Source organism: Micromonospora sp. HNM0581, from assembly GCF_012726175.1.
GTDB lineage: Bacteria > Actinomycetota > Actinomycetes > Mycobacteriales > Micromonosporaceae > Micromonospora.
The window spans coordinates 54,030-76,772 of the sequence record NZ_JAASAD010000001.1; the positions used below are offsets into that span (position 1 = coordinate 54,030).

Annotated in this window: 19 protein-coding genes; 6 read left to right on the plus strand and 13 right to left on the minus strand. The window is 71.3% G+C overall.

Annotated features, from left to right (window positions below; genetic code table 11):
• Positions 1–60 precede the first annotated feature (60 nt).
• The gene (locus tag HCA58_RS00245) at positions 61–1,482 is read left to right on the plus strand and encodes a WGR domain-containing protein (RefSeq protein ID WP_169595699.1); all 1,422 of its coding nucleotides are present in this window, start codon (positions 61–63) and stop codon (positions 1,480–1,482) included.
• Positions 1,483–1,574: 92 nt separating this feature from the next.
• Here the strand turns inward: HCA58_RS00245 and HCA58_RS00250 are convergent, their stop codons facing one another.
• Positions 1,575–2,381: an Fpg/Nei family DNA glycosylase gene (locus HCA58_RS00250; protein ID WP_169595700.1), complete on the minus strand. Its 807-nt coding sequence runs from the start codon at positions 2,379–2,381 to the stop codon at positions 1,575–1,577.
• Positions 2,382–2,637: 256 nt separating this feature from the next.
• Here HCA58_RS00250 and HCA58_RS00255 point away from each other — a divergent pair, with 256 nt between their 5' ends.
• From HCA58_RS00255 to rocD, 4 genes are all read left to right on the plus strand, one after another.
• Complete coding sequence (locus HCA58_RS00255) at positions 2,638–3,327, plus strand: SDR family oxidoreductase (protein WP_169595701.1); 690 nt, start codon at positions 2,638–2,640, stop codon at positions 3,325–3,327.
• Positions 3,328–3,535: 208 nt separating this feature from the next.
• On the plus strand, positions 3,536–4,339 hold the full coding sequence (locus HCA58_RS00260) for a thrombospondin (RefSeq protein WP_169595702.1): 804 nt from the start codon (positions 3,536–3,538) through the stop codon (positions 4,337–4,339).
• 364 nt (positions 4,340–4,703) lie between these two features.
• Entirely contained in the window at positions 4,704–5,519 is an 816-nt protein-coding gene (gene ddaH, locus HCA58_RS00265; protein WP_205807277.1) for a dimethylargininase, read from the plus strand.
• Positions 5,516–6,730, plus strand: coding sequence for an ornithine--oxo-acid transaminase (rocD, locus tag HCA58_RS00270; protein WP_169595704.1), 1,215 nt, complete (start codon positions 5,516–5,518; stop codon positions 6,728–6,730). Before ddaH ends, rocD begins: the two co-directional genes overlap by 4 nt.
• A 61-nt stretch (positions 6,731–6,791) precedes the next feature.
• Here rocD and HCA58_RS00275 read toward each other — a convergent pair whose 3' ends face one another.
• The 6 genes from HCA58_RS00275 to HCA58_RS00300 form a co-directional block, all read right to left on the minus strand.
• Entirely contained in the window at positions 6,792–7,940 is a 1,149-nt protein-coding gene (locus tag HCA58_RS00275; RefSeq protein WP_169595705.1) for an FHA domain-containing protein, read from the minus strand.
• A complete protein-coding gene (locus tag HCA58_RS00280; RefSeq protein WP_169595706.1) occupies positions 7,937–8,230 on the minus strand; it encodes a 4a-hydroxytetrahydrobiopterin dehydratase in 294 nt (97 codons plus the stop codon). The genes HCA58_RS00275 and HCA58_RS00280 overlap by 4 nt, the downstream gene beginning before the upstream one ends.
• 141 nt (positions 8,231–8,371) lie before the next feature.
• Positions 8,372–11,821: a hypothetical protein gene (locus HCA58_RS00285; protein WP_169595707.1), complete on the minus strand. Its 3,450-nt coding sequence runs from the start codon at positions 11,819–11,821 to the stop codon at positions 8,372–8,374.
• A gap of 48 nt (positions 11,822–11,869) precedes the next feature.
• Positions 11,870–12,190 carry a divalent-cation tolerance protein CutA gene (gene cutA, locus HCA58_RS00290; RefSeq protein ID WP_169595708.1) on the minus strand — a complete coding sequence of 107 codons (321 nt, stop codon included), beginning with the start codon at positions 12,188–12,190 and terminating at the stop codon, positions 11,870–11,872.
• Between the two features lie 9 nt (positions 12,191–12,199).
• A complete protein-coding gene (locus tag HCA58_RS00295; RefSeq protein ID WP_169596135.1) occupies positions 12,200–13,216 on the minus strand; it encodes a 1-acyl-sn-glycerol-3-phosphate acyltransferase in 1,017 nt (338 codons plus the stop codon).
• Complete coding sequence (locus HCA58_RS00300; protein WP_169595709.1) at positions 13,216–14,046, minus strand: patatin-like phospholipase family protein; 831 nt, start codon at positions 14,044–14,046, stop codon at positions 13,216–13,218. Before HCA58_RS00300 ends, HCA58_RS00295 begins: the two co-directional genes overlap by 1 nt.
• 186 nt (positions 14,047–14,232) lie before the next feature.
• On the opposite strand from HCA58_RS00300, the gene HCA58_RS00305 reads away from it, so the two are divergent.
• Complete coding sequence (locus HCA58_RS00305) at positions 14,233–15,852, plus strand: protein kinase (protein ID WP_346775829.1); 1,620 nt, start codon at positions 14,233–14,235, stop codon at positions 15,850–15,852.
• Between the two features lie 13 nt (positions 15,853–15,865).
• On the opposite strand, the gene HCA58_RS00310 is transcribed toward HCA58_RS00305, so the two are convergent.
• The 6 genes from HCA58_RS00310 to HCA58_RS00335 form a co-directional block, all read right to left on the minus strand.
• Positions 15,866–16,927 carry a glycosyltransferase gene (locus HCA58_RS00310; RefSeq protein WP_169596136.1) on the minus strand — a complete coding sequence of 354 codons (1,062 nt, stop codon included), beginning with the start codon at positions 16,925–16,927 and terminating at the stop codon, positions 15,866–15,868.
• Between the two features lie 149 nt (positions 16,928–17,076).
• Entirely contained in the window at positions 17,077–17,748 is a 672-nt protein-coding gene (locus HCA58_RS00315) for a BON domain-containing protein (protein WP_169595711.1), read from the minus strand.
• Between the two features lie 172 nt (positions 17,749–17,920).
• Positions 17,921–19,357, minus strand: a complete 1,437-nt coding sequence (locus HCA58_RS00320) for a trypsin-like peptidase domain-containing protein (protein WP_169595712.1) — start codon at positions 19,355–19,357, stop codon at positions 17,921–17,923.
• A 62-nt stretch (positions 19,358–19,419) separates the two neighbouring features.
• The gene (locus HCA58_RS00325) at positions 19,420–20,973 is read right to left on the minus strand and encodes a HAMP domain-containing sensor histidine kinase (protein ID WP_169595713.1); all 1,554 of its coding nucleotides are present in this window, start codon (positions 20,971–20,973) and stop codon (positions 19,420–19,422) included.
• A complete protein-coding gene (locus HCA58_RS00330; RefSeq protein ID WP_169595714.1) occupies positions 20,970–21,671 on the minus strand; it encodes a response regulator transcription factor in 702 nt (233 codons plus the stop codon). Before HCA58_RS00330 ends, HCA58_RS00325 begins: the two co-directional genes overlap by 4 nt.
• A gap of 118 nt (positions 21,672–21,789) precedes the next feature.
• Complete coding sequence (locus tag HCA58_RS00335; protein WP_346775830.1) at positions 21,790–22,698, minus strand: lysophospholipid acyltransferase family protein; 909 nt, start codon at positions 22,696–22,698, stop codon at positions 21,790–21,792.
• Positions 22,699–22,743 lie beyond the last annotated feature (45 nt).

Consider the following 22,743-nt stretch of genomic DNA (forward strand, 5'->3'; position numbering starts at 1 on the left):
CGGATTAGCGTGTACGCGCAACCCACTCAGGGCCGACGCGAACCCCTCGGAGGAGCACTGATGTCGCAGGAGACGACCTACCTCGAACTGTCCGAAGTCGACGGTGCGGCGCACAAGTTCTACGAGGTTGAGGTCGACGACACCACGATGACGGTGCGCTTCGGGCGGATCGGCGACCAGGGCCAGGTGAAGACCAGCGGCTACCCCGACAACGCGCGGGCCCGGGCCGCCGCGGCGAAGAAGATCGGCGAGAAGATCCGGAAGGGGTACGCCCCGGCGGTCCGCGGCGTACGCCAGAAGCGGTCCGTATCCCGACGGGAGATCGTCAGCACCCGCTCCACCGCCCGTACCGCCCCGGTGCTCTGGCGGTACGACTCCGGTGCCCCGGCATTCGGCATCTTCGTCGACGGGCGCACCTGCACGGTGGGCAACGAGCGAGGTGTGATCACCACCCTCGACCACGACGCCCGTGTGCTGGACCAGGTTCGGCTGCCCGACGGGGTCAAGTGCATCGTGGCCGACGACGCCTGGGTCTACGCCGGCTGCGACGACGGCAACGTCTACGACCTGTCCGGCAAGATTCCCCGGGTGGCGTACGCTATCGCGCCGGACATCGACATCTACTGGCTCGACATCCACGACGGCGTGCTGGGCGTCTCCGACGCCGACGGCGGGATCGCCGCCATCGACCACGAGGACGAGTTCCTCTGGCGGCGGGCCGGACGCGGCAGATCGGCGTGGATGGTGCGCTGCGACCCGGACGCCATCTACCACGGGGACTCTACCGGGGTCAGCGGCTACGACTGGCGCACCGGCCGCGAGTTGTGGCACACCCACACCGGCTCGGTGCTCTTCGGCTGGCAGGAACGCGACACCGTGTTCGCCGGCACCGCCACCCGCGAGGTGGTGCGGATCTTCAAGGACGGCCGGGCCGCCCGCAGCTACCGCGCCGACGCGCCGGTTTTCTCCTGCGCCACCGCCGCCGACGGTCGTTACGTCTTCGCCGGGGACAGCCAGTCGTCGATCTACTGTTTCGCCGCCGACGGCACCCGGCTGTGGAAGCTCGGCACCGGCTGCGGATCGGCCTACTCCATGCAGTACCACGACGAGCGCCTCTTCGTGGTCACCACAAGCGGTCACCTCGCCTGCATCGACGCCAGCGAGCCGGCGATCCGGGCGGCGGAGGCGGGCAGCGTGCCCGAGGTGGTCGACGTGAAGGCACCGGCCCGGCTACCCGAACCGGCTCCGGTGACCGAGGTCGAGGTCATCGCCGACACCGGTGACGGGGTGGTCGTCGAGTGCGTCGAGCAGGGCGGTCGGCTGCGGGTTCAGGTGCTCTCGACCGGCTACCACCGGGACTGGTCGGTGCAGTTCCCCAAGGGCATCCGCGAGCCCGGGGCCCGCTACCTGGTCACCGACGTCCGCGAGTCCGGCCGTGGCGGCTTCTACCGGGCGTACGGCGACATCCGCCGGCTCCGCTGATCACGGTGGTGACCGGCCCCGGGCTTAGACCATCATGAGCCGGTGGGCGTTGCCGCGTCGATTCGCCTCGGTCGCGCCCGTGCGGGCTCGTCCTAGGCCTGGCAGGTGGGGCACCAGTAGAGGTTGCGGGCGGTGATGGTGCCCCGGCTGATCGGGGTGCGGCAGACGTGACAGGGCTGGCCGGGGCGGCGGTAGACGTAGACCTCTCCCCCGTGGCGGTCGACTCGGGCCGGACGACCCATCGCCTCGGGCAGGTGCGCGGCGCGGACGGTGTCGATCCGGCCGGCGCCGACGGCGAGCGTCATCAGTTCCACCAGATCCGCCCAGAGCACCTGCCATCCGGCCCGGGTCAGCTCCCGGCCGGGCAGCCTCGGCGACAGACCGGCGCGAAACAGCACCTCGGTCACGAAGATCAAACCGGTGCCGGCCACCACCGTCTGGTCCAGCAGCAGCGCCGCCAGCGGCGTCACGCTGCGCGATACCCGAGCGTACGCCCGTTCCGGATCGGCATCGGCGCGCAGCGGATCCGGTCCGAGTCGGGTCCGCAGCGCGGCTACCTGGGGCGGGTCGAGCAGTTCGCAGACGGTCGGCCCACGCAGGTCGAGCCAGTGCCGGTCACTGGTGAGCCGTAGTCGAATCTGCCCCGTGGGCTCCGGTGGGTCCCCGGAGCCGTCGGTGACCTTGCCGTACAGGCCGAGGTGCACGTGCAACGTCAGTTCGTCGGCGTAGTGGTGCAGCAGGTGTTTGCCGTACGCCTCGGTGCTGTCCAGCACCGTCCCGGAGATCCGGGCGGCACCGTCGACGAAGCGGCCCTGAGGGCTGGCGGCGAGCACCTTGTCTCCGGCGAACAGTTCGGCGTGGCGGGCCGCCAGGCGATGGATCGTGTGTCCCTCTGGCACGCACCAAGCGTAGCCAGCGGTCCGCACACCTGCGGCTGGGCAGGTCGACTGCCGGAACTGGCTGCCCGGCCGGTGGCGAAGCGCTGAGCCTGCGAGGCTGCGGGCCGCCCATGTCGGTTGGCCGTTGCCGGAGGGCCGGCACGTCGGTCGTGGAGGCCGCCACTCGCTCGCAGGAAGCTACCAGCGACGTCTGGTTCAATTGCCGGGTCGACCGCCAGCACGGCGGGTCCACATCGATTCGACGGGGCGGTGGGTCATGACCGATCGGATGCGCCGCGCGGTCGTGGTCGGCAACAGCGACGGGATCGGGCTGGCGTTCACCCGCAGACTGCTCGCCGACGGCTGGCTGGTCACCGGGCTGTCCCGCCGGGACAACGCGATTGCCGTCCCCACGTACGCCCACCACACCGTCGACGTCACCGCCGCCGACTACCCCAGGGTGCTCGGTAGGGCGATCGACGAGCTTGGTGGGGTGGACCTGTGTGTCTATGCCGCCGGTATCGGAGAGCCTGTCGACCCGACCGACCTCGACGCGCAGACCCGCACCTTCGAAGTCAACCTGATGGGCGCGGTACGCACCGCTGCCGTGGTGGTGCCGAGGATGCTCGCCGACGGTGACGGGCACCTGATCGGGATCTCCAGCCTCGCCGACCGGCTGATCTCCGCAGAGGCCCCCGGCTACGCCGGTTCGAAGGCGGGACTGTCGTCGTATTTCATGGGTCTTTCGGCGGCTCTGCGCCGGCACGGCGTGCACGTGACCACCGTGCGGTTCGGATTCGTCGACACCAAAATGGCCAAGGGTGCGTTCCGACCACTGATGATCCCGGTGGACAGGGCCGTGGAGGTCCTCGCGCACTGTGTCCGCAACCGTCCGGTGTGCGTCTCCCGCCCCCGCCGTATGGCCCTGCTCGCCGCGACCCTGGCCCCCCTCACCCATACCCGCTGACCCCACCAGCCCAAGCGATCATGCATATGTGGCTGTCCATTTGCCCTGATTGACAGCTTTGTTCGTTGCCACCACTGCATGATCGCCGGGGCGTTGGGGTGGGTGGCGGGTGTCGGCAGAGCGGGGGTTGGGTACGTCGAGAGTGTTGTGGCGAGGCCGGCGAACGCGCTGAGGCCGCCGTCCACGCATCGATCAGGAGGTGAAGAGTATGAAGTTTCCTTCGCTGTCGCGCCGGGACGAATCGGTGCCGTCGACGGAAGACGACCGCAACCACCGTGGCACGGTCGCCACCGACACCCGACCCGACGACACGGGCAGCATCGAACCCGGTCGAGCGCCGTCCGGCAACACCGTCGTCTTCGGGCGGGCTTCCGCTGACCGCGACGTCGCCGAGGGCAGCGACCGGGCAGCCCAGCAACCCGATGCTGAGCGGACTGCCGAGGCGCGGGCCGCTACCGCCCGCTCCACGATGCAGGGTTCCCGTAGGGCCCGCGCCGCCACCAATACCACCGACGCCGATGGAACAGTGGAGGGCCGTCGTACCGCGAACCTCGACCGTACCCTCGACAGCCACCGCACCGCCGATGGCGACCGGATCGCCGACACCGTCGAGCACGGCAGCACCGACGACCACCGCGAACCCGACGCCGAGGCAGGCCGAAAGGCGCCACCGGCACCCGTGGGACCGCGGCCCCGGGCCAGCATGCTGGCTACGCTCGGTCTGGTCGTCGGTGTCGGAGGTTTCCTGTCCGTACTCACCGGCGCCCTCGCCGGGTACGGCATCGCACTGGGCGCGGTCGGGGCGGTCTTGGCGGTGTTCGGGTTGATGGCCACCCGGCGGCGGCACGTCGCCGGCAAGTCCGACGCGCTGTTGGGCATCGCCTTCGGCCTCGGCGCGGTGGTCCTCGGCGTCCTCGCGATGACCGGCCAGTACGACTGGCCGACCACCGATGGAGACACGGTGGTCCGGTTCCGTGAGTGGCTTGATTCACAGTTTGTGGATCGTCTGTAGGGGGCACTTTCCGACTCGCCGGTGGTTCGCCGGCACCGGTCGGTGCGGAACCGATCGAAGCCCGATCAGCTCCGGTGGTTCACCGGCCGGGCGCACGCGCTCGTCAGGGGCGGCGATTCGCCGCCCCTGACGCGTGTCCGGGTAGCCAAGGCTCCCCGCACCCACCCCAGGGCTCGGGCCAGCCGAGTCAAGCCTGGATGCAACGAATCGCCTCCAATCACGCGCTAGACGCAACGAACATCTGCTAGGTGCAAGGGTTCGCGGTGGATTCTGCCTGTCTGACCCGCATACGGTTGAGCCACGGCGCCAGCCCGTGATCCGACGGAGGCCGGGCGCGCCCGAGGCTTGGAGCAGGACAATGACGATGGACGCCACCCGCCAGCGCTTTCTGATGTGCCGGCCGACGTACTTCGCCGTCGACTACGCGATCAACCCGTGGATGGACCCGACCGCACCGGTCGACACCGACCTCGCCGTGCGGCAGTGGGAACGGTTGCGCCAGGTCTACCTGGACCTGGGCCACACCGTCGAGGAGATCGCGCCGGTACCAGGCCTGCCCGACATGGTCTTCGCCGCTAACGGCGGCACCGTGATCGACGGCCGGGCGATGGCAGTGCAGTTCCGCGACCCGCAACGCGCCGACGAGGGCCCCGCGTACCGCGCCTGGTTCGAGGCCGCCGGCTTCGAGATGTACGACCCGAAACACGTCAACGAGGGTGAGGGCGACGTCCTGCTGGCCGGCGACCACCTGCTCGCCGGCACCGGCTTCCGTACGGCACACGCCTCACACGCCCAGCTTCAGGAGGTATTCGGCTACCCGGTGATCACCCTGCAACTGGTCGACCCGCGTTTCTACCACCTGGACACCGCGCTGACCGTCCTCGATCAGCGGACCGTGGCGTACCTGCCGGAGGCGTTCTCACCCGGCAGCCGGGCCGTGCTCCGCAGGCTCTTCCCGGACGCGGTGCACGCCGGCATGGCCGACGCGGAGGTGTTCGGCCTCAACGCGGTCAGTGACGGTCGACATGTGGTACTGCCCGAGCAGGCGACCGGCCTGGCCGCCAAGCTGCGCGACCGGGGCTACCAGCCGATCGGCGTCGACCTGTCGGAGCTGCGTCGGGCCGGTGGTGGCCCGAAATGCTGCACGTTGCGACTCCGTCAGGGAAAGGCGAAACGATGATCGAGGAGATGCTGCGGACACCTTCCGCGGTGCGGGACGCGGAGCGACACACCGCGCACAACTACCATCCGCTGCCGGTGGTGATCTCCTCTGCCGAGGGCGCCTGGGTCACCGACGTGGACGGGAACCGCTACCTCGACTGCCTGGCCGGCTACTCGGCGCTGAACTTCGGCCACCGGCACCCGACGCTGATCGCCGCGGCACACGCCCAGCTCGACAAACTGACACTCACCAGCCGGGCGTTCATCCACGACCAGTTCGCCGACTTCTGCCGGGAACTCGCGGCACTGTGCGGCAAGGAACTGGTGCTGCCGATGAACACCGGAGCCGAGGCTGTCGAGACCGGCATCAAGGTGGCCCGCAAGTGGGGTTACCAGGTCAAGGGGGTACCGGACGGCCAGGCCAACATCGTCGTCGCGGAGGGCAACTTCCACGGGCGTACGACGACGATCGTCAGCTTCTCCACCGACGCTGATGCCCGAGCCGGCTTCGGGCCGTACACCCCGGGTTTCCGGACCGTACCCTACGGTGACCTGGCCGCGCTGGCCGAGGCGATCGACGAGCGGACCGTCGCCGTGCTGCTGGAGCCGATCCAAGGCGAGCAGGGCGTGGTGGTGCCGCCCGAGGGCTACCTCCCCGGCGTACGACAGCTGTGCACCGAACGCACCGTGCTGTTCATCGCCGACGAGATCCAGTCCGGACTGGGTCGCACCGGCGCCACGTTCGCGTGCGAGCAGGAGGACGTCGTGCCTGACGTGTACCTGCTGGGCAAAGCACTCGGTGGCGGCGTCGTGCCGGTCTCCGCAGTGGCCGCCGACACCGACGTACTCGGTGTACTCCGACCCGGTCAGCACGGCTCCACCTTCGGCGGCAACCCTCTCGCCTGCGCCGTGGCGACCGAGGTGGTCAGGCTGCTGGCGACCGGCGAGTTCCAACGCCGCTCCGCCGTACTGGGCGAGCGGCTGCACACCGGCCTGCGCGGCCTGATCGGCAAGGGTCTGGTCGCGGTACGTGGTCGGGGCCTGTGGGCCGGCCTGGACATCGACCCGTCCCTGATGAGCGGTCGGGAGGCCTGCGAGCAGCTGATGGAGCGCCGGGTACTGGCCAAGGACACGCACGGTTCGACGATTCGACTCGCTCCGCCGTTGGTGATCACGGAGGAGGAGATCGACCATGCGGTGACGCAACTGGCGGCCGTACTGTCCGGCTGAGCGGTCGTACCATGGCGGTGGGCGTCGGATCACGGTCCGACGCCCACCGCTGGTGTCGCGCTCAGCGGGGCAGACGCATCGCCATCGTCGGGGCCTCGGACATCACCGAGTCCGGGTTGTACGGCGCCCCCGCCGGGAACTCGTCCGGACGGCCGACCTGCACACCCGGATACAGCTCCACCATGTCACCGGCGCCGAGCACCCGGGACTGCTGCGGGGCCAGCGGGATCCGTTCCGCCTCGGTGAGAGAACCCCCAGGCCGTACGCCGGAGCCGTTGGTGCTGACGTCGGTGGCCACCACATCAGCTCCCCGCAACTCCAGCCGCAGGTGGTTGCGGCTGATCCAGCGCCGCGCCTCGTCGTTGAGCCACTGTCCGAGCATCATGGCACCGGGGCCCTCCGGTGCCCGGCCGATCACCACCGGCTGGTCCTCGGTGAGCACGAAACGACGACGGATCAGGCCACCGACGCGTACCGCGAGGACCTCGCTGCGCGGCCGGGGCCCGGCGTCACGAAGCCGCGCACCGTGCCGGGGGCAGGTCGGTACGCCGTTGCGCAACGAAGGTGGCGGTTGCCCGGTCGGTGCGCGGTCGATCCGGGCCAGGTCGGCGAAGGCTCCCCCACCACCGGCACCGCCGAACAGGGTGCAGCCGGATTCCGTGCAACGCCACTCCCGCGAGAGCAGTTTGACGCCGACCGGTGAGGGTGGGCCGGAGACCGGGGTGTGACCGCCGCCGACATGGGCGATGAATACCGGACCGCCGGCACCGGGCACCGGGGCGAGGACCCGGCCTGGTTGTTCCACCAGCCAGGGGAACCGCCCACGCAGGCCGTCGAAGCGCACCCGGCTGAGCACCGGCAGGCCGAGCAGGTCGGCTACCTCGAGCATCCGGTCTCCGGGGTTGTCGAGCACCTCGACCAGGCCGTCGTCGGCCCACCTGCGCACCACCATCCGCTCGTTGGAGGTGAGGTCGGCGTCGGAGAGCATCCCCCGGTGCACCACCGCGTAGACCGGGACGCTGTCCTCCTCCAGGCTACGCGCGAGCGCATCGATGACCATGCCGAGGCGCAGCGAACTCGCCGGCCGCCCACCGTCGAGATCCTGGTAGCGGATGATCTCGGCCAGGTCGAGCACCGCGCGGGCCAGCTGTGGGTCGGTGCAGACCCGCCCTTCGATGGCGTCCAGCACCTTGCTGATCTCGAACCTCATCGGACACCCTCCACGATCTCGTCGATCCGACGGGCCAATCGGATATCACGGACGGTCACCCCACCGGCCGAGTGGGTCACGCAGCGGAAAGTCACCGTACGCCACCGGATGTCGATGTCAGGGTGATGATCCATCTCCTCTGCCGTGCCGGCGACCCGGCCGACCACCACGATGGCGTCCGCGAAGCTGGCCAGCTCCACGGTTCGGGTGATCCCGGTCGGGTCTCCTGACCAGCCCGCCAGCCCACCCAGCTCGTCTCGCACCGCCTCGGCGGTGAGCACCTCTGCCATGGCCAGACCCTACCGGTGCTGGCTGGCTGCACCGTCACGCCGATCGTGGACGTCGGACTGGTCACGGACGAGGTCCGGCCCCGGCCCGGGAAACAGTGTCCGGACTCCGCACCAGGCCGGACCGCACTCGGCAGCGTGTCGTCAGCTCATCCGGCTGACAGCGGATCGGAGGTGACGCAGGTCGCGGCGGCGACGCTCGTAGGTGGTGGCCAAGCTGATGAGAGCCAACCCCGCGGCGGCCAGCAAAGCCCACCGGGGCAGCAGATCCCAGGTGCGGACCAGCTCGTACAGGGCGAGTAGGGCCAGCGTGCCTCCGCCGAGCAGCACCGGCGCCTGCCAGCGGCGAACCGCACCGAGCATCGTCGCGGCGAGCCCGGCGACACCGAGCAGCAGCCGCCGCCACGGATGCGGATCGATACCGACCAGCACGGTGGTCAAGCTGGGAAGCAGCACAGCGACCAGGCCCGGGCTGAGCGCCAGCCAGCTGTTCAGTCCCGGCCGGGTCCGCAGCGCCAGCGTACCGGCGCCCAACGCAAGAGCCGCCAACGGCACCGTGTACGCCTCCAGCACGCTCACTCCGCCGGCCACCAGCAGCAGCCACCCGGCGAGTAGTTCGCTTGTCCCGCCGATGCAGGCGAAGATCAGGCGCCGCTCGGTCGATTCGCCCCGACGCAACAGCCGGACGCCCATCGCGACGCCCCAGAGCACACAGATGGTCGCCGCGTACCGGAGCGCGCCCAAGGTGAGCAGCAGCGCGAGCAGCGCCATCGCCTGTGCGGCGGCGTCCAGCGCCCGACCCTGCAGCACCGCTACCGATCCCAGCCACCGGCTCGACGGCAACGTCCCGGCGAACACGAGGGTGAGCACGGCGACACCGAGCACCGCGAAGGCCGCCACGCGCGGCGGCTGTCCACCGGCGAGCAGGGCGGTCACCGCGAAACCGGCCGCAGCCGTCACCGCGACGAGCCAGCCGAGCACCCGTGCCGCGAGGTGACGTGCGCCCACTGCGACGACGGTCGCCGCGAGCACCAGCAGACCCGACCCGCTCAGGGCGGCGGCCCGGGTGGCCTGCAGATTGAGCAGACCGGCGACCAACAGCAGCAACCCGACCGGCAGAGCCGCCCCGACGGACGGCCCGCCCGGGTACCACAACGCGACGGTGAGCAGCAGCACCACACCACCCACCAGGGTCACGGCCGGCACCACCGGCCAGGGCGCGGTGGCGGCGACCAGCAGCACCGGGCAGGCCGCGGCCACGAAGGGCAGCATCATCCCGGCGACCCGCCAACCGGCGGTACCGGAGGTCGGCCAGGCGGCCAGGGCCGCCGCCGACGCCAGCAGCGCCAGGGCCAGGCCGGTCGGTAGCGCAGCCGGTACCGTCTGGGTGGCCGGCGCACCGGACCACAGGGCACCTGGCGGGCCGTACGGCGTCAGCACGGCCGGCACTGCCACCGGCACGGCGGCAACCGCCGCCACCACGGTCAGACCCAGCCTCACCGCCGGCAACACCCTCGCCGGGCGGCCCCGGAATCCGGCGAGCGCGACGAGCGTGGCCGCCACCGCCGAGTAGATCGTGACCCGCTCCGCACCCGGCACGGTCAGCGGCGACAGGCCGGTCGACACCGCCACCACCGCTAGCCCGGTCGCGGCGTACCCGGACAGCTCCGGCCAGGATCGACGCAGGGTGAGCAGCGCCACCGCCGGCAGCACGACGGCGGCCAACGCGGCCCGGGCCTGCCACCACGGCGGGGCCCCGACGCCGATCGACGCGATCGCCGCACCGGCCGGCACCACGAGTACGGCGGCAGCCAGCCCACAGCCGGCCACCGCCCGCCGCACCGGGTCGCAGTGTCGGCCGGCGACCGCCACGCCGAGGCCGACGGACAGGATCACCGCGCAGGCGGACCCGGCACCCAGCGGATCGGCCAACCCCACCGCCAGCCCGTGACCGAGCACCACCGCGGCAGCCGACGCCGAGGTCAGCACCGTGACCGTCGGCAACGTCGGCCTCCGCACCGCCGCGACGAGCAACACGGCCCCCACCGCGAGGTCGATCGCGACCACGGCGGACCACGACGTGGCCCAGGCCGCCGGCACGGCGAACACGGTCGCGGCGAGACCGACCGCCGGCACCGCCGACCGCACCGAACGGGGCAGCAGCAGTGTCACTGCCGCGAAGGTCAGCGCCACCGCCACCGGTAGCTGCCAACCCCAGGCGAAGACCGGCCCGGCCGTGGCCCCCCGCCACGGCGGCAACGACCGGCCCACGGCAGCGCAGGCCAGGAACAGCCCCGCCAGCGCCGCCACCAGTCCTCCACCACCGGCGACCAGCAGCGCCCCCACGCGTGGACCGGCCCGCCAGCCGGGCGGAAGCAGTCGTACCGCGCCGGCCAGCCCGGCCGTGACCAGCGCCGCCACCACCAGCCACACCGAGGGGCGTAACTCCACCGCCGGGCGGATGATGGCACCGGCCAGCACCGGCACCAGCACACCGGCCGTCAACGTCCGTGCTGGTCTGCCGCCGGCCAGCAACGCCGCACCGAACGCGGTGAGCGACACCAGCAGCAGCGGTACGCCGGCCAGTAACGGAAACCCGCCCGCCCGTCCGGTCAGCAGCGGCACCAGCGCGCAACCCGCGCCGAGCAGCAGCCAACCGGCGAAGGCGGCCCAGGCCACCACCACACCGGCGAGACGGATCGCCGGATTCGTCGCGGCCCCCTCGTCCGCGACGAGACCGGCACGTCGCCGCAGCGCCACCACCACCGCCAGGTCGACCGTGGCCACCCCGACGAAGACCACCGCCCAACCAGCCGGTTCCGGACGGGCCTCGGCGGCAAGCAACGGCAGCAGCGGCTGGACGGCCAGCAGCACGGCGAACCACGGCACGGCCAGCCGGCTGAGTCGGGCGTAGCCGACGGACACCGCCGCAGCGATCACCGCGACGAGTGCGGCGTACCGGCTGCCCGGCCAGGTGGTCACCCCGAACAGGTCGACCGACCAGGCCGCGTACCCGTCGAGCAGCACCAGCAGCAGCCCGACGGCAGCGAAGGTCTCGGCCGTGCCGGGCAGACCCCGCCGACGGGCTGCCAGCGGCACGGCGAGCAGCAGCGCGGTGACCGCCAGCAGGATCGCCGCCCGACCGACCACCCCAACAGATGCCCAGGCCACCGCGGTGAAGACGGTCGCCGCCGTGCCGAGCAGCAGTCCACCCAGGACGAAGAGCACACCCTGCACGGTCCGGGTCGGGGTTTCCGCGCCGCCCAGGCGGACCGGCTGCGGGGCCAGCCGTCGACCGGCCGGCACGTCGGCAACAGCCAGTGCGGCGCTGCGGCTGGGCGATACGGGCGTCGGGAACTCGGCCCGGACCGCGGCCGCCAGTTCGCCCCGGCGACGTCGTACCGCCTCCAGCCGCCCGACGAGTTCCTCGTACGCCTGACGCGTCCGCTGTACTTCGCTACCCAGCGCGGTGATCTGCCGGTCGAGCCGGATCACCTCGGCGGCGGTCGGGTGCGGCGGACGGCCGCAGCCGAGGCAGCCGGACTCGAGATTCGCCGAGGATCCGCAGGCCGGGCAGGGGTAGTCGTTGTCCACGCGGTCATCCTCGACGGCAGCGCTCCGCCGGCACCAGAGTGCGCGTACTCAGGCTCGGGTGTGCTCGAACACCCAGGCGGCGTACCCGGGATGACCGCAGTCCACCCTGGTGACAAGAATTTCCGGCACCTCGTAGGGATGGCTGGTCCGCAGCTGCTCGACCAGAGCGTCGACCCGGTCGGGCGCGGTCTTGAACTGCACCGACCACTCGCTGCTGGTCTCCACCCCGGATCGCCACCAGTAAGTGCTGTCCACCTGGCCGCCAACCTGGGCGCAGGCCGCCAACCGCCCGGCCACCGCGGCGGCGGCCAGCAGATCGGCGACCGACCGCGCGTCGACCACCGTCGTCACCACACTGATCTGCTCCACCTGCGCACCCTACGTCGCGTCGTCGTGGTTGGTCGCGATCCACTCGTCAATCCGACACCACCACTCGTACAGCCAGTCGATGCGTTCCTGCCGACCGGTCGGGATCTCCTCCGGAGGCACCGACCAGAACCGCATCACCAACCGTTTGTCCATCGGCAGCTCGCGCCACACGTCGGTTACGGTGAGCATCCGGTCCAGGCCGGTGTGAGCCACGAAGATCGCGCCGGCGTCGGGTGCCGCGTCGAGCGCCGCCAGCAGCCCGCCCGGTTGCGGGGCGAGCACGTGGCGCATGGCCTCCGCCTTCAGGGCCATCCGCTCGTGCCCCCGGTCGCGCAGTCGGGCGATGGCCCGCAGCCGGCGTTTCGGAGTGAAGTTGCTGCCCTCGGGAAAGATCACGAAGGCGTCGTCGTCGTCCAGACCGGTGGCGAGGTGCCCGACCTGCTCGGTCAGCGAACCCCGACCGTCGCGTCCCGGGGCGATGAACCGGCTCGGCAGCCGGTTCAGCAGCACGTCGATGGCCGGATCCCATTGGAGGGTGTCCTTGAGGACGATCCGCGGCTCCCGCTGGAACCAGTTCACCAGCGCATGGATCAGGATGAACGAGTCGCCAGGACCGGCGTGCCGACACAGCACCAGTTCCGGCCGGCCCGGCAGCGCGGTGTCCGGGTCGGTGCCGACCACGTCGATGCGCAACCGCAACGTCCACCGGGCCTGCCAGAAGAGCACCCGCAGGAACCATCCGGCCAGCACGTAGTGGGCCCGCTGGAAGGCTGGTGAACGTGCCCGCCAGCCGAACCCGGAGCCCACCCAGAGACCGAAGAGGCTGAGCAGTGCCGCCGCATCCCACACCAGGTAGAAGCAGCCGATCCAGAGCAACCGCAGCGGCCGCAGGCGCCCGGGGACGAACGGGGACGCGACGAGCGCCAGCAGGGCCCACACCGGCACCGTGGTGACCAGCAGGATCGCAGCCAGCACCACACCGGGTCCCAGCAGCAGTCGGCGTAGCCAGCGCGGGGGTAACGGCATCATCGTTCCAGGTTCGCCAGGTAGTGCCGGGAGGCCGAGTAGGCCCGACTGATCCGGCGGCCCACCGCCGCCATGTCCCGGTAGGCCCACGGAGTGTCGTCGCGGGGTTCCAGCCCACCGGTCGGCAGCACGTGCACCTCCACCCCGTCGGGCAGGGCGGCCATCTCCCGGGCGAACCGGTGTCGGCGGGCAATCTCGAATGCGACCTGCGCGATCTCCCAAGGCCGTCGGGGCGGCGCCAACGCCCGCTCGATCCGGCCCACCTGGAGTACGAAGATCCGGCCGGCACCGGCGGCGACCGCCTCGCCGATCGGGATGGAGTTGACGATCCCACCGTCCACGTAGTGCTGATCACCGATGCGGGCCGGCGGTAGCAGCCCCGGCACCGAGGCGGAGGCGAGGACGGCCGGTACCACCGGCCCGCTGACGAACCAGTGCTCGGCGGCCCGCTCGATGTTCGCCGCGCAGCAGCGAAACGGGATGGTGAGGTCGGCAAAGGTGGTGTGGGCGCCGAGTTCGTTCTCCAACAGCTTCCGCAACGGTCGGGGCGAGTGCAGATGGGTACGGGCGGCGAAGCGTCGCAGCTGCCGAGCGACCGAGTCGCCGTACACTTCGCTGGCTTCCGGGGAAGCCCAGAGACGCACCAGCCGGTCGGTCACCGCCTCGGACGGATCGGCGGCCACCAGGGCGCCGTTCACCGCGCCGATCGAGGTGCCGAGCACCAGGTCAGGTCGGATTCCGGCCCGGAACAGGGCCCGCAACATGCCCACCTCGACCGCGCCCAGGACACCCCCGCCGCCGAGCACGAAAGCAACCGGTCCCCGCGCCATGCCGTTCATCCTGGCACGGCCCGGCACCGACGGCCCCACCCCGGCACCCCTGCCCCCTGGAACAGCGTCGCGCCGCTACCCGACCGCTCATCCCGCACCCTGCCGGTGCCGCATCGAGGGCCGTTGACAGTGGCGCAACATTCGCGCAACCTGATACCGCTCCCACCTATGAGGCAGGTGCAATCCGTGAAGCCAGCACTGCAGCCCGGCCGGTTGCTGGCCACCAGATACCGGCTGATCGACCAGATCGGCTCCGGCGGCATGTCGGTCATCTGGCGGGCCCACGACGAGATACTCGACCGGGTGGTCGCGCTCAAGGTACTCGCCCCGTCACTTGCCGCCGACGCCAGGTTCCGCGACATGGTTCGCGAAGAAGCCCGAGCCGCCGCACAGCTGGTCCACCCGAACGTCACCTCGGTGCACGACTACGGCGAGACGGTGTCGCCGGACGGTGCCATCACCTCGTTCGTGGTGATGGAACTGCTCAGCGGTGAGGAGCTGGAGTTCCGGCTCACCGAGGGGCCACTGCCGTGGCAGCAGGCGGTGGAGATCGGAGCCCAGGTCGCCGACGCTCTTGCCGCCGCCCACCGGCTCGGCATCGTGCACCGGGACATCACCACGGCCAACGTGATGATGACCCAGGTCGGCGCAAAGGTGCTCGACTTCGGCATCGCGACCCGGATCGGCGCTCCCGACGACGACGAGGACGGCGCCACCTTCGGCACCCCCGCCTACGTGGCGCCGGAGCGGCTCGACGGTGCGCCTGCCCAGCCGGCGACCGACGTCTACTCGCTCGGAGTGCTGCTGCACGAGACCCTGACCGGTCGGGTGCCCTATCCGGCGGACACCTGGGACGAACTCGCCGTCGCGCTCACCGAGCTCCCACCGCCGTCGCTGACCGGGGTGCCGGGGCTACCGGTGAAGGTGGCCGAGATCTGCCTGCGTTGCCTGTCCCGGGATCCAGCCGACCGCCCCACCGCCCGTCAGGTGGCCACCGCGTTGCGCAACCAGATGCTGCCCGCCGATCCGCGGGCCAACGCGATGCTCGCGGCCACCACCACGCTGCCTACGACGGACCGGACCGCCACCGTCCCGGGTCCCGCCTGGGTCCCGCCTACCGTCGGTAGCACCGCTGCCCAGCCTGACCTCGACGGGTCCACCTTCGACACGGCTCCGGGTACCGGAACCGTCGTCGACCCCATCGGCCGGCGCCCGGACGGAGACGGGAAGACCGGTGTCGGGGTCGACGGTGCCGGGTCCGTACCGGCCTCCGGTGCCGTTCCCGAGGGGCGGCGGCGTCGTAGCCCGCTGCTCGTCGCTGCGGCCGTAGCCGTGCTGATCGTGGTGGCCCTGGCGGTGCCGGCGTTGTTGCCGGAGGAAGACGGTGGATCAACTGCCGTGCCGCCCACGACCGAAGCGACCGCGATGCTCCAGCCGGCTCCACCGGGCGGCACCGCGAGCGTGCCGCCCACCGCCGTACCGTCGGGTTTCCCGCCGACGCCGGCCACGACAACCGACGGCCCCGACCCGGGTGGCGACAGTCTCGTGGCGGCCGCCAACCGCCTGGACGAGATGATCAGTGCCGGTCTCGCAGATGGCGGCATTCGCGACGATGTCGGCCTCGATCTGCGCAACGAACTCCGCAACCTCACTCGGGCGGTGGCCCGCGGCGAGGGAGAGCTGGGACCCGGCGTGGCTCGGCTCCGCGAGAAGGTCTCCATGCGGTTACGCGAGAACGGTCTCAGCACGGCGTACGCACAGCAGCTGGACGCAGCGATCACCGCGCTCGGTGCAGCGCAGGTCTGATCGGTGCGAACGGTCAGGCCGGAGTGACCCGGGCCGGTTCCCGCACCGTGGCGCCAGGGGACGCCCCGGCCAGGAAGCGGCGGTACACCTCCTCGTAGCCGACGGCCATCCGCTCGGTGGAGAAGGTCCGGGCCACGTGCGTCACGCAGTCCTCCGGGTCGAGGTTGACGGTCTGCCGCAGTGCCGCCGGCAACTCGTCCGGTCGCTGACAGATCAGCCCACTCACCCCGGTACGCACCAGTTCCGGTACCGCTCCCCGGTTCAGCGCCACCACGGGTGTCCCGGTCGCCATCGCCTCGAGCATCACGATGCCGAACGGCTCCTCCCACTGAATCGGCATCACCAGGCAGCGCGCCTCGACCAGCAGCCGCAGTACGGATCTGCGGTCGGCGTCGAACACCACCGTGACGTCCGGCCCGAGCATCGGCTGGATCACCTCGTCGTAGTAGCGCCGTTCGGCGGGCTCGTTGCACTTGCCGGCGAGCACCAGCGGCAGACCTGCCGCCCGGCAGGCTCGAATGGCCAGCTCCGGCCCCTTGTCGGGGCTGAACCGGGCGAGCCACAGCACCGGCCCGTGACTGGGGGCGTGCTTGCGTGGGAAGCCGGCCAGGCTCATCGCGTTGTGTACGGTGCCGACCCAGGGCAGGTGCGGGTTCAATGCCCGCTGGGTGTGGGAGATCGCCACCAGGCCCACCCCCCGGTCGGTGTCGCTGAGCACTGTGCCGTACTCGCCCACCGGGTTGCCGTGCACGGTGGCCACGGTGGGTACCTCCCGACGCCCGGCCACCAGCGGACCGATCGTGCTGTGATCGTGCACGATGTCGAAGTCGGCGGCGCTGAGCAGATGGTTGACCCGGGCGAGATGGGCCAGTTCGGGCAGCGCCTCACCGAGGCGGTCGAACTGCAGCTCGTCGAGGGTGGCCAGGAAGTCGGCGGCGGTGCCGTGCGCCGCGCCGGCACCCATGAGCGTCACCGCGTGCCCGCGGGCGATCAGGGCGTCGACCAGACCGGCCACCACCTGTTCCAGTCCGCCGTAGCCTGGTGGCGGTACCGAGAGCCAGGGTGGCACGACCATGGCTATCCGCAACCGCTGTTCACGCGCAAGGTCGTCGGCCACGTGCCCTCCCCGTCGGTGTCCGGGGGCGTCAGCCCCGATCGGCTGCCGTGCTGGATCGAGGGTCTTCCCGGTCCCAGCGTGGGCAAACCGGCGTCCGTCACAGCCGTTCAGCCAGCCACGAGCAGTTGGTCCCGTACCATGCACACTCCCTCGGCCGACCAGGCGATCCGTTCCGCCTGATCCCGTTCCCACCAGGACCGGACCACACCAGTCAACGTCACCGTGTCGTCGCGCACGTCGACGGTCACCCGTTCCGTTCCGATTCCCCGCAGCAGGGCCCGTTGCACGTCACTGCGGATCCGTTCGGCGTCGATCGGCGCGGCGGGCCGCACCTCGACCAAATTCGTGACACCGCGTACGCCCCGAAGCCGCCGCAGCTCCCGCTCGGCGGTACGCCGCTGCCAGCCGAACTCCACCGCGCCGCGGAGCATCAGCCAACCGTCGGCAACGGTCAGGTCCAGCCGTTCGGCCGGCACGAAGCCGTTCCATTCCAACGTTCGGCTGGCCGCGATCGCCAGGTCGCCGTCGGTGACGTCCACCGGGCCCGTCGGACGTACCTCGATGTCGTCGGCGACGCCCCGGACTCCGCGTACCCGGTGGGTCCCGCGCACCGCCGCCCATTTCCGGGCGGCGCTGTCCACGCCACCGGTGAGCGCAACCACTCCGTCTCGTACGCTCACCCCGATGTCGGTCGAGCGTACCTGCGCGTCCCAGGCGAGTTCGTCGAGCACGTCACGCTGGATCCGGTTGTCGTTGTGGACCGCCGTCGGCGTGGTCATGGCAGGCACCCCCGTCCGCTCTTCGAAATCTCCACCGCCGATGCTGGCTGCCGATGGGGTGAGCCCGGTTCGCCCGTTCCGGGTGAGTCGCCGAGAAGGGGCGGCGGGTAACGCGGCCAACCCCCTTGGCCGCGCCACCCGCCGCCCCGGAGGGAGGAAGCAGGTCTGTTCGTCAGGATGCTTCGGCGAGCGTCACGATTGCCGTCGTCTCGGCCCCGTTCCGCTGGTACGTGATCTCGACCTGGTCGCCGACCTTGCCGGCCTGGACGGCGGCTACCAGGTCGTTGGAGTCGTTGATCACCTTGTCGCCGAACTTGGTGATCACGTCACCCTGTTGCAGCCCGCCCCGCTCAGCCGCGCTGCCCGGGCTGACCGCGCCGATCAGCGCACCGCCGTCCGGCGCCGCGTTCACGCTCACCCCCAGCGACGGGTGGCTGATTTTCTCGCCACGCTGGAGCTTCTCGGCGACGTCCTTGGCCTTGTTGCTCGGGATGGCGAAACCCACCCCGATGTTGCCGGTGCTGCCCTGGCCGGCGGTGGCGATCGCCGTGTTGATGCCGATCACCTCGCCCCGGGTGTTCACCAGCGCACCACCCGAGTTGCCCGGGTTGATCGGAGCGTCGGTCTGCAGCAGCCCGGAGATCGAGCTGACACCCTGCCCCGGGAGTTGCTGGCCCCCGCCGGCCTGGATGGTGCGGTCCCGGGCGCTGAGAATCCCCGCGGTGACCGAGCCCTGCAGGCCGAGTGGACTGCCCAGTGCGAGCACCTGGTCACCGACCTGCATCGCGTCGCTGTCACCGAGCGTGGCCGGTTGGAGGTCGGTCAACCCGTTGGCCTTCAGCACCGCGAGGTCGGTCTTCGGGTCGGTGCCGACGATCTCGGCCTGCGTACTGGTGCCGTCCGCGAAGAAGACACGGACCGTGTCACCGCCGCCGGCGATCACGTGGTTGTTCGTCAACAGGTAACCGTCGGAGCTGAGCACCACGCCGGAGCCCTCACCGCTGCCGGTGCTGATGGACACGACGCTGTCCTGCACCGAGGCGGCGATGCGCGGCAGGTCGGCGCCGTCGATCACGGGTGCGGCGCTGTAGGTGCGGGTGATTCCGCCACCGTCACTGAGCGCGAGAGCCAGGGCTCCCCCGGCGACCCCGCTGCCCAACATCAGGGCGAACACCGCCACGCCGGCCCCAGCCAGCTTGGCGATCCTGCCGGGGCGGGGGCCGGCACCCGCCGGGGTCGGTCCCCACGGGGCCGGCTGAGCCGGGTACCCGGCTGGTACTCCGCTGGCCTGCCCGGGGTGGCCGGGCTGCCCGGCGCCGGGTGGCTGGGCGCCGCTCCAGGTGGGCGGGCCGGGGTACCAGGGGTTGCCGGGGTAGTGGGCACCCGGCTGGTACGGGTGGTGGTGGTGCTGGTTACTGCCGGGCGACGCCCATGAGGGCTGGTCGACGGCCGAGACCGGTACGGTCGGCCCCTCGACCGTCGAGTCGGCGTCGGATCGGGTGGGGAACGAAGAGTCGGACCGCACGTACTCGGCGCGGGTCAGCTCGGGATGCGACGGCTCGGCGTCGGTGGGGGCCGGCCGGCGCGGGTCGGACTCGTACTCGGTCATGCCTCTACCTTCCCCCATCGCTCTGCGTCCCGCCTTGGGCTGAACTGAGGATTGGCTGAAAATCACTGGTCGTCGATGTCGGTGGCCGGTGCGAGCGGCAACCGGACCCGGAAGGTGGCACCACCACCCGGTGTCTCGGTTACCTCGACCGCCCCCTGGTGCACGGTCACCAGGGCAGCCACGATGGCCAGGCCGAGTCCGGTGCCGGTGTTGCCGTCGGTCCGACGGGTACGTGAGGCGTCCACCCGGTAGAAGCGCTCGAAGACCCGCTCCGCCTGTTCGGCGTTGAGCCCCGGGCCGGTGTCGGCCACCTCGATCACCGCCAGTTCGCCGGGCTCGGCCCGCAGCCGCAACGTCACCGCAGCACCGGGCGGTGTGTGTCGCAGTGCGTTGGTCATCAGGTTGCCGATCACCTGCCGTAGCCGGGCGTCGTCGCCGCGTACCACGAGCGGCCCGGAGTTGGGCCCGATCTCCAGCTCGATCCGTCGATCCGGTGCCACGGCGCGGGCGGCCGCCACCGCGTCCGCTGCCAGCACCGGCAGCTCCACCGGGGCGAGCGAGAGCGGTCGTTCGCGGTCCAGGCGCGCCAGCAGCAGCAGGTCCTCCACCAGGAGCCCCATCCGGGCCGCCTCGTCCTCGACCCGTCGCAGCAGGTCGGCGGTTTGCTCGGGGGCCCGGGCCGCACCCTGACGGTACAGTTCGGCGAAGCCTCGGATGGTGGTCAGCGGGGTGCGCAGTTCGTGTGAGGCGTCCGCCACGAACTGTCGCATCCGTTCCTCGGAGCGGCGGGCCCGGGCCTCGGAGGCCCGCGCGCCCTCGGCAGCCTCCCGGGCGGCGATCTCGGCGGAGCGGGCTGCGGATTCCGACGCCGCCCGGGCAGTGAAGGCCATCTCGATCTGGCTGAGCATCGCGTTGAGGGCCCGGGAGAGGCGTCCCAGCTCCGAGGTCGGGCAGGGCTGGCCACCCTCCGGGTCCGGCACCCGACGGCTGAGATCACCACCGGCGATGGCGGCGGCGGTACGTTCGATCTCCACCAGCGGTTTGAGGCTGGTTCGGACGATCGCCGCGCCGACCGAGGCGAGCAGTATCAGCACTGCCCCACCGACCAGCAGATCGATCCAGATCAGCCGTTTCACCGCTTGGTCGACGTCGGTGAGGTGTTGACCGATCGCGGTCCACTGACCGTTCGGCAGTTCGGTGTACAGCATCCGCCAACGCATGTCGCTGGCCCGTGCGCGGGCCAGGAACGGTTTCCCGGCCGCCTGTTCGAAGCCGGCGGCGTCTTCCGGCCAGGGCGGTAGGTCGTTGACGTCGAACCGTTTGGTGTCGAAGTAGACCCAGGAGACGGAGCCGGTCCGGCTGTCGGTGAAAACCACCAGGTAGTCGGTGGGCAGGTCGGTGCCGAAACGCTCGGCTCCGGCCACCGCTTCGAGATTGTCGGCCGAGGTCGTCAGTTCCACGTCTACCTGGTCCACCAGGTAGCTACGCAGGAAGATCGTGGTCAGCGAGGCGATCACCAGCAGGGCGGCTGCGACCAGGGCGAGGACGGCCGCGACCAGCTTGACCCGCAGCGGTACCGCGCGGAGCCGGAGCTTGCCCTGCTGCAGGGCGTTCACGCCGCCGGCTTGCGCAGGACGTACCCGACGCCGCGCAGGGTGTGGATCAGCCGAGGGTCGGTGGTGTCGACCTTACGGCGCAGGTACGAGATGTACGACTCGACGATGTTGTCGTCGCCTCGGAAGTCGTAGTTCCACACGTGGTCGAGAATCTGTGCCTTGGAGAGCACCCGGTTGGCGTTGAGCATCAGGTAGCGCAGCAGTTTGAACTCGGTGGGCGAGAGCTGCACCCGTTGACCGGCCCTGTACACCTCGTGGGTTTCCTCGTCCAGCTCCAGGTCGGCGAAGGACAGCCGGGCCGGCGCCTGCTCACCGGTGCTGGTGCGGCGTAGCACCGCCCGGATCCGGGCGGTCAGCTCCTCCAGGCTGAACGGTTTGGTCACGTAGTCGTCGCCGCCGAGGGTGAGCCCGCGGATCTTGTCGTCGGTCGCGTCGCGGGCGGTGAGGAAAACCACCGGTGTACGCGTACCCCCCTCGCGCATCATCCGGATCACCTCGAACCCGTCGAGGTCCGGCAGCATCACGTCGAGCACCACGAGGTCGGGGCGATGGTCCCGGGCCGCGCTCAGCGCCGCGCTACCACTTGTGGCGGTGGCCACGTCGAACCCTGCGAAGCGCAGGCTCGCGGAGAGCAGTTCGAGGATGTTGGGATCGTCCTCGACGACGAGCAGTCGCGCCTCGGTCTGGGTAGCGGCCATGCCGCCCATCATCCGCGCGGACACTGCGCCTCCGCTGGGCGGATGCTGGAAAAACCCTGTGAGCGGGCGGAGTCGGCCCGGCACCACCGCCGGGCCCGGCCTCACCTGCGCCGGGTGGTCAGGCGGCCAGCGGCAGTTCCCGCTCCGCTTCACCGGCCAGCGGGCACTCCCCCGCACCGGCCACGGGCCCGGCTGCCGGTGACCGGTTCGGTACCGGTAGCACGGAAGGGGCGGGCCGTACCGGCTGCGCGGGCCCGGCGGCCACCGGTGCCGGCCGCGCCGCCGGTGTCGACGGTACGAGGTGCACCGCCGACTCGGCGACCTGGGCCAGCGCCCGCCGGTCTGCGGAGCGTCCGGGGTGCAGCGGCGCGGCGATGTCGACGCAGACCGTCAGCTTCCGGATGGCGAGGATCCGCCGTACCGAACGCACCAGCGTCTCGTCGGCGACGAAGGCCGGTGCGGTGGTGGTCTCGCCGGTCTCCCCACAGCGGTAGCCGATCCGCATCGGCACCACGGGGGCACCGGCATCGATCGCGGCCTGGAACATCGCCGGTCGGAAACCGGTCGGCGGACGGCAGGAGGTCGCGGCGCCGCACCAGGTGGTGCCTTCGGGGAACACCGCCACCGAACGGCCGGACCGCAACGCGGCGGCGACCCGACCTACTGTCGCGGGGAGCCCGCGGGGGCGGGCACGGTCCACGAACACGGTGCCGGCCGCACGGGCGAGCAGGCCGACAAGTGGCCACCGCCCGATCTCCTGCTTGGCTACCAGCCGGGCCGGCGCGACCGCGAGCAGCGCGAGGACGTCGCACCAGGAGACGTGGTTGGCCACCAGCAGGGCCCGCCGGCGGGGCAGCCGACCGCGTACTTCGAGCCGTATGCCGCAGGCGCGGGTGGTGAACCGGGCCCAGCCACGCAGCGCGGCGTGGCGTTCCTGGGCCGGCAGCGCCGGGAGCAGAGCCGCCAGCCCGATGCCGAGTACGAGCATGCCGAGTAGGCCGGCGACGCGGCCAGATTGCCGGAGCACCGAACTTGCTGGTGCCCCGTCGCGGGGGAGGCAGTCCGGACCGCA

Bases quoted from the DNA above. Each gene is read 5' to 3' on its own strand.
- HCA58_RS00245 (WP_169595699.1), top strand. From the start codon at position 61: ATGTCGCAGGAGACGACCTACCTCGAACTGTCCGAAGTCGACGGTGCG.
- HCA58_RS00255 (WP_169595701.1), top strand. From the start codon at position 2,638: ATGACCGATCGGATGCGCCGCGCGGTCGTGGTCGGCAACAGCGACGGG.
- HCA58_RS00260 (WP_169595702.1), top strand. From the start codon at position 3,536: ATGAAGTTTCCTTCGCTGTCGCGCCGGGACGAATCGGTGCCGTCGACG.
- ddaH (WP_205807277.1), top strand. From the start codon at position 4,704: ATGGACGCCACCCGCCAGCGCTTTCTGATGTGCCGGCCGACGTACTTC.
- rocD (WP_169595704.1), top strand. From the start codon at position 5,516: ATGATCGAGGAGATGCTGCGGACACCTTCCGCGGTGCGGGACGCGGAG.
- HCA58_RS00275 (WP_169595705.1), bottom strand. From the start codon at position 7,940: ATGAGGTTCGAGATCAGCAAGGTGCTGGACGCCATCGAAGGGCGGGTC.
- HCA58_RS00280 (WP_169595706.1), bottom strand. From the start codon at position 8,230: ATGGCAGAGGTGCTCACCGCCGAGGCGGTGCGAGACGAGCTGGGTGGG.
- HCA58_RS00295 (WP_169596135.1), bottom strand. From the start codon at position 13,216: ATGCCGTTACCCCCGCGCTGGCTACGCCGACTGCTGCTGGGACCCGGT.
- HCA58_RS00300 (WP_169595709.1), bottom strand. From the start codon at position 14,046: ATGGCGCGGGGACCGGTTGCTTTCGTGCTCGGCGGCGGGGGTGTCCTG.
- HCA58_RS00310 (WP_169596136.1), bottom strand. From the start codon at position 16,927: ATGGTCGTGCCACCCTGGCTCTCGGTACCGCCACCAGGCTACGGCGGA.
- HCA58_RS00315 (WP_169595711.1), bottom strand. From the start codon at position 17,748: ATGACCACGCCGACGGCGGTCCACAACGACAACCGGATCCAGCGTGAC.
- HCA58_RS00320 (WP_169595712.1), bottom strand. From the start codon at position 19,357: ATGACCGAGTACGAGTCCGACCCGCGCCGGCCGGCCCCCACCGACGCC.
- HCA58_RS00330 (WP_169595714.1), bottom strand. From the start codon at position 21,671: ATGGCCGCTACCCAGACCGAGGCGCGACTGCTCGTCGTCGAGGACGAT.